The organism is Bacillus sp. PPSBB_2, assembly GCF_045291115.1.
Lineage (GTDB): Bacteria > Bacillota > Bacilli > Bacillales > Bacillaceae_G > Bacillus_A > Bacillus_A cereus.
The window spans coordinates 244561-252827 of record NZ_CP147983.1 but is presented as its reverse complement, the minus strand read 5'-3'; the positions used below and the strand labels follow the sequence as shown (position 1 = coordinate 252827).

Below are 8267 nucleotides of genomic sequence, written 5' to 3'. Positions count from 1 at the left end.
AAAATTAAAAAATATGAGCTACACTGTTATCTAGTTTTCAAAGAACATACATTTATATATGAGAGATAGTTCTCTCAAAACTGAACAAAACGAAACACGGAAACTTATATTGATGAACAGCGTTCATCAATTCTCCATAGAAAGGAGGTGATCCAGCCGCACCTTCCGATACGGCTACCTTGTTACGACTTCACCCCAATCATCTGTCCCACCTTAGGCGGCTGGCTCCAAAAAGGTTACCCCACCGACTTCGGGTGTTACAAACTCTCGTGGTGTGACGGGCGGTGTGTACAAGGCCCGGGAACGTATTCACCGCGGCATGCTGATCCGCGATTACTAGCGATTCCAGCTTCATGTAGGCGAGTTGCAGCCTACAATCCGAACTGAGAACGGTTTTATGAGATTAGCTCCACCTCGCGGTCTTGCAGCTCTTTGTACCGTCCATTGTAGCACGTGTGTAGCCCAGGTCATAAGGGGCATGATGATTTGACGTCATCCCCACCTTCCTCCGGTTTGTCACCGGCAGTCACCTTAGAGTGCCCAACTTAATGATGGCAACTAAGATCAAGGGTTGCGCTCGTTGCGGGACTTAACCCAACATCTCACGACACGAGCTGACGACAACCATGCACCACCTGTCACTCTGCTCCCGAAGGAGAAGCCCTATCTCTAGGGTTTTCAGAGGATGTCAAGACCTGGTAAGGTTCTTCGCGTTGCTTCGAATTAAACCACATGCTCCACCGCTTGTGCGGGCCCCCGTCAATTCCTTTGAGTTTCAGCCTTGCGGCCGTACTCCCCAGGCGGAGTGCTTAATGCGTTAACTTCAGCACTAAAGGGCGGAAACCCTCTAACACTTAGCACTCATCGTTTACGGCGTGGACTACCAGGGTATCTAATCCTGTTTGCTCCCCACGCTTTCGCGCCTCAGTGTCAGTTACAGACCAGAAAGTCGCCTTCGCCACTGGTGTTCCTCCATATCTCTACGCATTTCACCGCTACACATGGAATTCCACTTTCCTCTTCTGCACTCAAGTCTCCCAGTTTCCAATGACCCTCCACGGTTGAGCCGTGGGCTTTCACATCAGACTTAAGAAACCACCTGCGCGCGCTTTACGCCCAATAATTCCGGATAACGCTTGCCACCTACGTATTACCGCGGCTGCTGGCACGTAGTTAGCCGTGGCTTTCTGGTTAGGTACCGTCAAGGTGCCAGCTTATTCAACTAGCACTTGTTCTTCCCTAACAACAGAGTTTTACGACCCGAAAGCCTTCATCACTCACGCGGCGTTGCTCCGTCAGACTTTCGTCCATTGCGGAAGATTCCCTACTGCTGCCTCCCGTAGGAGTCTGGGCCGTGTCTCAGTCCCAGTGTGGCCGATCACCCTCTCAGGTCGGCTACGCATCGTTGCCTTGGTGAGCCGTTACCTCACCAACTAGCTAATGCGACGCGGGTCCATCCATAAGTGACAGCCGAAGCCGCCTTTCAATTTCGAACCATGCGGTTCAAAATGTTATCCGGTATTAGCCCCGGTTTCCCGGAGTTATCCCAGTCTTATGGGCAGGTTACCCACGTGTTACTCACCCGTCCGCCGCTAACTTCATAAGAGCAAGCTCTTAATCCATTCGCTCGACTTGCATGTATTAGGCACGCCGCCAGCGTTCATCCTGAGCCAGGATCAAACTCTCCAATAAAGTTAGTTTGTCTAGCATCTAAAATAAAAATTGACGTTTCACGTTGTTTGTTTCGTTCAGTTTTCAAAGAACTAAAAGCGGGTGAAGAGAATCGAACTCTCGACCAGAGCTTGGAAGGCTCTTGTTTTACCACTAAACTACACCCGCGTGGTCGGGAAGACAGGATTTGAACCTGCGACCCCCTGGTCCCAAACCAGGTGCTCTACCAAGCTGAGCCACTTCCCGTAATTGGCGCGCCCGAGAGGAGTCGAACCCCTAACCTCTTGATCCGTAGTCAAACGCTCTATCCAATTGAGCTACGGGCGCTTATTCATGATGTTTTTTCGTCGTTGTAATTTGGCGACTCAATTATCTTATCATACTACATTTTCAAATGCAAGTACTTTTTTAAGATTTTTTTGATGCGGCCGAGAGGACTTGAACCTCCACGGGGTTTCCCCCACTAGGCCCTCAACCTAGCGCGTCTGCCGTTCCGCCACGACCGCGCGGAAAAAACAAAAGTGAGCCATGAAGGACTCGAACCTTCGACCCTCTGATTAAAAGTCAGATGCTCTACCAACTGAGCTAATGGCTCGTAAATGGCTGGGCTAGCTGGATTCGAACCAGCGCATGACGGAGTCAAAGTCCGTTGCCTTACCGCTTGGCTATAGCCCATCGAAATAATTATCTTCTTTTCAAAGACAAATGTTATTGTAACATAATATCCAATAAAAAACAACTGCTATATAGCAGAAGTTAAAATGGCGGTCCCGACCGGGGTCGAACCGGCGATCTCCTGCGTGACAGGCAGGCATGTTAACCACTACACCACGGGACCATTTGGTTGCGGGGACAGGATTTGAACCTGCGACCTTCGGGTTATGAGCCCGACGAGCTACCGTGCTGCTCCACCCCGCGACAATACTATTCATATAAAATTATATGGTGGAGGATGACGGGATCGAACCGCCGACCCCCTGCTTGTAAGGCAGGTGCTCTCCCAGCTGAGCTAATCCTCCGAAGTGGTGACCCGTACGGGATTCGAACCCGTGTTACCGCCGTGAAAGGGCGGTGTCTTAACCACTTGACCAACGGGCCAATATGTATGGCAGAGAAGAAGGGATTCGAACCCTCGCACCGCGTTAGCGATCTACTCCCTTAGCAGGGGAGCCCCTTGAGCCACTTGGGTACTTCTCTGTATGGCTCCGCAGGTAGGACTCGAACCTACGACCGATCGGTTAACAGCCGATAGCTCTACCACTGAGCTACTGCGGAATAATGAAGAAAATTTGTATCTTATAAAAATTCTCTCTGTAAGTCAAGAAGTTTTTAACAACATCTTGTTCAAACGTGACATGTTTATAATATACTGGATTGCGTTTTTACTGTCAAGATGTTTTCGATATCGGTTTGAGTTTCCCTTTACACTTTCCACAGACATATCTTTTTGTATTTATTTGACGCCTTCTTACATATTGAAGTGAACACTCCATACATTCATACTTATAAATCTTTTTTTCCTTCTCTTCATTAATCATTCGTTTACAAAAACGTGGTGCATCAACTTTCTTTAACAACTCACGAAAATCCCTGTCCCTGTGCTTATACCCTCTTCCTGCAATATGTAAGTGATAATGACAAAGCTCATGTTTAATAATCCCGACTAACTCTTCTTCACCATACACTTCGTAATATCGATAATTCAATTCGATATTATGACTCTTCAATAAATAACGCCCACCAGTTGTACGTAATCTATTATTAAACACTGCTTTATGTAAGAACGGCATCTCAAAGTATTGTAGTGACACTTCTTCCACTAGTCGCTGAATTTCTTGCTCATCCACTCTCATTCCTCCTAAACAAAAAAATATTTTTACACTTTTCTCCCTTCTTATACATATATTAAATAGTACATATACCCATCCTCATGTAAGAAGCGTGGTTTCTAAAAACAAAACATGAATAGAAATCCACTCACCAACCTCTCATCAATAGCATTTTAGATTTTTGAGAGCAGGATTAAACAAGGAGGGATTCCTATGCCTACGTGGCTAAAAAAACAAATGCAACGTGCATATTTCGAAAAAAACCGGTATCAAATTAAGTTATTAAATGAATGCTGGTTTTATTATAGCAAAATACATCAAAGCTCATAATCCATTACACTTTTTATTCCATAAAAAAAGAGCAGTTTCATCTGCTCTCTTCTCTTACTATTCAATCGGCAACATAGATAGTGCAACGCGTCCTTTTTTTGTATCAATATCATCTACCCATACTTTTACAATTTGCCCTACTGATACAACATCTAACGGATGCTTTACAAACTGTTTGCTAAGTTTAGAAATATGTACTAAACCATCTTGCTTTACGCCAACATCAACAAAAGCACCAAAATCAACAACGTTACGAACTGTTCCTTCTAATTCCATACCACGTTTTAAATCTTCTAATTTCAAAATCCCTTTTTTCAGAAGTGGTTTAGGCAACTCATCCCTCATATCGCGTTCTGGACTAATAAGCGCATCTATAATATCAACTAACGTCGGCTCCCCAACTCCTGTTTCTTGAGATAACTTAGAAATCTCTACTTCTTCCAATCTCTTTTGTAATTGCGGTTGTCCTACGTCATCTATCGATAACCCTAGACTCTTCAATAATAATTCAACATTTTTATATTGCTCTGGATGAATACCTGTTCGATCTAATGGATTCGCTCCTTCTAGTATACGTAAGAAACCTATACATTGTTCATACGTCTTTGCACCTAAACGTGGGATTTTCTTTAATTCCGTGCGCTTCGTGAATTTCCCATCTTCTTCTCTCTTTGCCACAATATTTTTCGCAACAGTTTTCGATAAACCTGAAACATATTGTAACAATGCAACCGAAGCCGTATTTACATTAACCCCAACTTGGTTAACAGCTGTTTCTACTACAAATGTTAATGATTCATTCAGTCTCTTTTGAGATACATCATGTTGGTATTGTCCAACCCCAACTGATTTAGGATCAATTTTCACAAGTTCAGCAAGTGGATCTTGCAGACGTCTCCCAATAGAAACGGCACTTCTCTCTTCAACTTGTAAATTTGGGAATTCCTCACGGGCTAAATCAGAAGCTGAATATACACTAGCACCCGCTTCATTTACAATAATATAAAAGACATCTCGGTTCACACTTTGTAATACATCTACTATAAACTCTTCTGTTTCTCTAGATGCTGTCCCATTACCAATTGCAATCATTTCAACTTGATATTTATCTATAATAGAAAGAACTTTCGTTTTTGCATCATCATATTTACGAACAGGTGGATGCGGATAAATAACATCGATATGTAGTACTTTCCCCGTATCATCTACTACAGATAATTTACAACCAGTTCTATATGCCGGATCTACCGCTAGCACGACTTTCCCTTTCATCGGAGGTTGTAATAATAAGTTACGTAAGTTCTCAGAGAAAATATGTATTGCTTGTTCTTCAGCTGTTTCTGTTAATTCTTTACGAATCTCTCTTTCGATTGAAGATTGAATTAATCGTTTATAACCATCTTCAATCGCTAATTGTACATAATGTGCACTTTTCGAATCGTTATCACGAATTACTTTCTTATTTAAGAAAGTTACTATCTCATCTACTGGCGGAACAACAGCAACTCTCAATATATCTTCTTTCTCGCCACGATTCATTGCTAATACACGATGTGGTACTACTTTTTGCAATGGTTCTTCATAACTGTAATACATTTCATATATATTCTTTTCATCTTTTTCTTCATCTTTCACGGACGAAGACATAACACCTTTTCTAAAAGTAACATTTCGAATCCAACTACGATACGCAGCTTCATCTGAAACCATTTCTGCAATAATGTCTTGTGCACCTTGTAAAGCTTCTTCTGCAGATTGCACTTCTTTCTCTACATTAATAAATTCCACTGCCTTTTTAGCCGGATCTTCTTTCTTATATAACAATAACCATTCAGCTAATGGTTCTAATCCTTTTTCTTTAGCAATTGTCGCTTTCGTTCTTCTTTTCTCTTTATATGGACGATATAGATCTTCTACTTCTTGCAACTTTGTAGCTTTAACAATTTGCTGTCGTAGCTCTTCTGTCAGTTTCCCCTTCTCATCAATAAGACGAAGAACTTCTTCCTTCCTATCTTCAAGTTGCATCATATATTGCCATCTCTCTAAAATCGTACGAATTTGCACCTCATCTAAAGAGCCTGTCCATTCTTTTCGGTAACGAGCAATAAATGGAACTGTGTTACCTTCTTCTGTTAATTGAATAACATGACGAACTTGCTTTTCGGTAAAGCCTAATTCTTTCACTAACATTTTCATTAACGCTTGTCGATTATCTACCATTTCCATATACAACCGTAACCTCCTCTATAATAAAAAAAGTTGCCCTTCAAAGAGAGCAACTTAAACTGCCGATTTAAAAATCTATTAGTCCTAAACTAATTTGTAACGCTTCATCTACACGACTCATCATCACTTCATCCAAATGAGTGATTTTGTCCGTTAAGCGTTGCTTATCGATTGTTCGAATCTGCTCAAGTAAAATAACAGAATCTCTCTCAAAACCATACTTTTTCGCATCAATTTCCACATGAGTGGGTAATTTCGCTTTTTGAATCTGTGCAGTAATAGCCGCTACAATCACCGTTGGACTAAAACGATTTCCGATGTCATTTTGAATGACAAGAACCGGACGAACGCCTCCTTGCTCAGAACCAACAACTGGGGAAAGGTCTGCAAAATACACGTCGCCGCGTTTTACAATCAAAATATTACCCCCCGCTAACTAAGCGTTCTACTGTATGAGCTGCTTCATACTCTGCTAAGAAAGCTTCAGATGCAATACCAAGATTAATTTTTCCCATTTCAATGTACCCACGTCGCATTGATTCATGTTGGTAGCGTTTCTTCGTCTTATGTTGACGCAATAACAATTGTGTTGCCTGGCAAATTAGTTCATGGCGATTCTTATTCTCTTGTTTTCCAATTCCGTCCAATTCCGTTACCATTTGCTTTGGCAACCGAACCACGATTTCAGTAGTTACACTTGATTCGGACACAAAAATACACCTCCACCGTCAACTACACACCCAAATATATATATGACACCTATTGTAATAATACCATTGTATGGAGCCTGTTGCAAAGACTTCCTTATTCCTTGCTTATGTTTTCCAATTCACAAACAAAACATTCATCTTCTTAAATTTTTTATCTCATAACTCACTAAAAACAATAGAACTCCTCTTCAAAACTTACGTGCAACTTATATAAAAAATGATTATAAGTAAAAAGCTTCTCATCAAAAAGAGCTTATTATCCAGCAATGAACAGTCACCCCAATGACAAGAAGCAATCATACTACCTTCTATATATTGTTCAAGTAATTAATTATCTCTACAACCTTACCATTCCGTATAAATATTCTTGGCACACGGAAACTGATCGTTGCAATAATTTCATAATTAATAGTCCCTGAGTATTCCGCAACCTCTGTAGCGCTAATATACTCATCTCCTTGCCTTCCAATAAGCGTAACTTTCGTACCAAGTGGCACTTCACAAGGAAGATGAATCATGAACTGATCCATTGTTACTCGCCCTACAATCGGTACCCTTTTACCATTTATAAGCACTTCAAATCCTTGTAACCTTCTAAGCCACCCATCTGCATAGCCAATCGCTACAGTCGCAATCCATTCTTCAGTTTTCGTTCGGTAGGTGACATTATAACTAATTCCATCACCTTTAATTACCTGTTTAATATGAGCGACTTTCGTATGAAGTGATAGCGCCGGTTCTAATTCAAATGGTAAAAAAGGACGTATTTCTACAGAAGGAGATAATCCATACATTGCAATCCCAATTCGCACTGCATTAAATGTAATCCCTTGAAAACGTAACGTCGCAGCACTATTAGCTGTATGAACAAACTTAGGATCCACTCCGAATTCTTTCAACCAACTTAACTGCTCTAAGAACGTGTTATATTGCTTATCAAAATACGAAGTCTCAACCTCATCTGCCGTTGCAAAATGCGTGTATACTCCTTCTAACTCTAAAAACGGTGCACCCTCTAAACTCTTTAAAAATTCTTTTAGCTCTTTTCTTTCACGTATTCCAATTCTCCCCATACCACTATCAAAGTTAATATGGAATTTCATTACAGATGAACCATCCCAAAGTTTAATTGCTTCGTCCACCCATTCTTTTTGAAAAACAGTTAGCGCTACATCATTTTCAGCAGCTACATTTACATCACGCGGCGGCGAGGGACCTAACACTAAAATCGGCTCAGTAATACCAGCCCTCCGAAGCACTAAAGCCTCATCTAAAAAAGCAACAGCTAACCTTGTTGCACCTGCTTCTAATGCCGTTTTAGCCACCGGTACATAATCGTGCCCATATGCGTTTGCTTTAACTACAGCAAAAATCTCTACATTACTTGGGATGAACTCTTTAATATGTGTAACGTTGTTATAAATGGCATCTAAATCCACTTCCACCCAAGTGTCACGGTAAAATGGTGCTTCTTCCATAAATACACTTCCTTATACACGAT

The 8267-nt window shown here is 41.5% G+C and carries 6 protein-coding genes, 12 tRNA genes and 1 rRNA gene; 1 reads left to right on the top strand and 18 read right to left on the bottom strand.

What is annotated here, in order from left to right:
- Window positions 1-140: 140 nt before the first annotated feature.
- The 14 genes from V6946_RS01390 to V6946_RS01325 all read right to left on the bottom strand — a co-directional run bounded on the left by V6946_RS01390 (window position 141) and on the right by V6946_RS01325 (window position 3518).
- Window positions 141-1692, bottom strand: a 16S ribosomal RNA gene (locus V6946_RS01390).
- A 76-nt stretch (window positions 1693-1768) separates the two neighbouring features.
- Window positions 1769-1839 (bottom strand) — tRNA-Gly (locus V6946_RS01385).
- Between the two features lies 1 nt (window position 1840).
- A tRNA-Pro gene (locus V6946_RS01380) sits at window positions 1841-1917 on the bottom strand.
- A gap of 4 nt (window positions 1918-1921) precedes the next feature.
- Window positions 1922-1998, bottom strand: a tRNA-Arg gene (locus tag V6946_RS01375).
- 96 nt (window positions 1999-2094) lie between these two features.
- A tRNA-Leu gene (locus V6946_RS01370) sits at window positions 2095-2177 on the bottom strand.
- Between the two features lie 16 nt (window positions 2178-2193).
- Window positions 2194-2266, bottom strand: a tRNA-Lys gene (locus tag V6946_RS01365).
- Between the two features lie 5 nt (window positions 2267-2271).
- Window positions 2272-2346 (bottom strand) — tRNA-Gln (locus V6946_RS01360).
- 87 nt (window positions 2347-2433) lie between these two features.
- Window positions 2434-2509 (bottom strand) — tRNA-Asp (locus V6946_RS01355).
- Between the two features lie 3 nt (window positions 2510-2512).
- Window positions 2513-2589 (bottom strand) — tRNA-Met (locus V6946_RS01350).
- 25 nt (window positions 2590-2614) lie between these two features.
- A tRNA-Val gene (locus V6946_RS01345) sits at window positions 2615-2690 on the bottom strand.
- Window positions 2691-2694: 4 nt separating this feature from the next.
- Window positions 2695-2769 (bottom strand) — tRNA-Glu (locus tag V6946_RS01340).
- 8 nt (window positions 2770-2777) lie between these two features.
- Window positions 2778-2868, bottom strand: a tRNA-Ser gene (locus tag V6946_RS01335).
- 3 nt (window positions 2869-2871) lie between these two features.
- Window positions 2872-2946: transfer RNA gene (locus tag V6946_RS01330), tRNA-Asn, on the bottom strand.
- Window positions 2947-3059: 113 nt separating this feature from the next.
- Window positions 3060-3518 carry a SprT family protein gene (locus V6946_RS01325; RefSeq protein ID WP_000344237.1) on the bottom strand — a complete coding sequence of 153 codons (459 nt, stop codon included), beginning with the start codon at window positions 3516-3518 and terminating at the stop codon, window positions 3060-3062.
- A gap of 195 nt (window positions 3519-3713) precedes the next feature.
- On the opposite strand from V6946_RS01325, the gene cmpA reads away from it, so the two are divergent.
- Complete coding sequence (cmpA, locus tag V6946_RS01320) at window positions 3714-3830, top strand: cortex morphogenetic protein CmpA (RefSeq protein WP_001143642.1); 117 nt, start codon at window positions 3714-3716, stop codon at window positions 3828-3830.
- Window positions 3831-3887: 57 nt separating this feature from the next.
- Here the strand turns inward: cmpA and V6946_RS01315 are convergent, their stop codons facing one another.
- The 4 genes from V6946_RS01315 to alr all read right to left on the bottom strand — a co-directional run bounded on the left by V6946_RS01315 (window position 3888) and on the right by alr (window position 8244).
- A complete protein-coding gene (locus V6946_RS01315) occupies window positions 3888-6056 on the bottom strand; it encodes a Tex family protein (protein ID WP_000426236.1) in 2169 nt (722 codons plus the stop codon).
- Between the two features lie 67 nt (window positions 6057-6123).
- A complete protein-coding gene (gene ndoA / locus V6946_RS01310; RefSeq protein WP_000635965.1) occupies window positions 6124-6474 on the bottom strand; it encodes a type II toxin-antitoxin system endoribonuclease NdoA in 351 nt (116 codons plus the stop codon).
- Between the two features lie 4 nt (window positions 6475-6478).
- Window positions 6479-6766 (bottom strand): antitoxin EndoAI, encoded by a 288-nt coding sequence (locus V6946_RS01305; RefSeq protein WP_000004570.1) that lies wholly within the window; start codon window positions 6764-6766, stop codon window positions 6479-6481.
- A 308-nt stretch (window positions 6767-7074) separates the two neighbouring features.
- Window positions 7075-8244 (bottom strand): alanine racemase, encoded by a 1170-nt coding sequence (gene alr, locus V6946_RS01300; RefSeq protein ID WP_000390615.1) that lies wholly within the window; start codon window positions 8242-8244, stop codon window positions 7075-7077.
- Window positions 8245-8267: the final 23 nt, after the last annotated feature.

Coding starts and splice junctions, on each gene's coding strand:
- cmpA (WP_001143642.1), top strand. CDS start 3,714: ATGCCTACGTGGCTAAAAAAACAAATGCAACGTGCATATTTCGAAAAA.
- V6946_RS01315 (WP_000426236.1), bottom strand. CDS start 6,056: ATGGAAATGGTAGATAATCGACAAGCGTTAATGAAAATGTTAGTGAAA.
- alr (WP_000390615.1), bottom strand. CDS start 8,244: ATGGAAGAAGCACCATTTTACCGTGACACTTGGGTGGAAGTGGATTTA.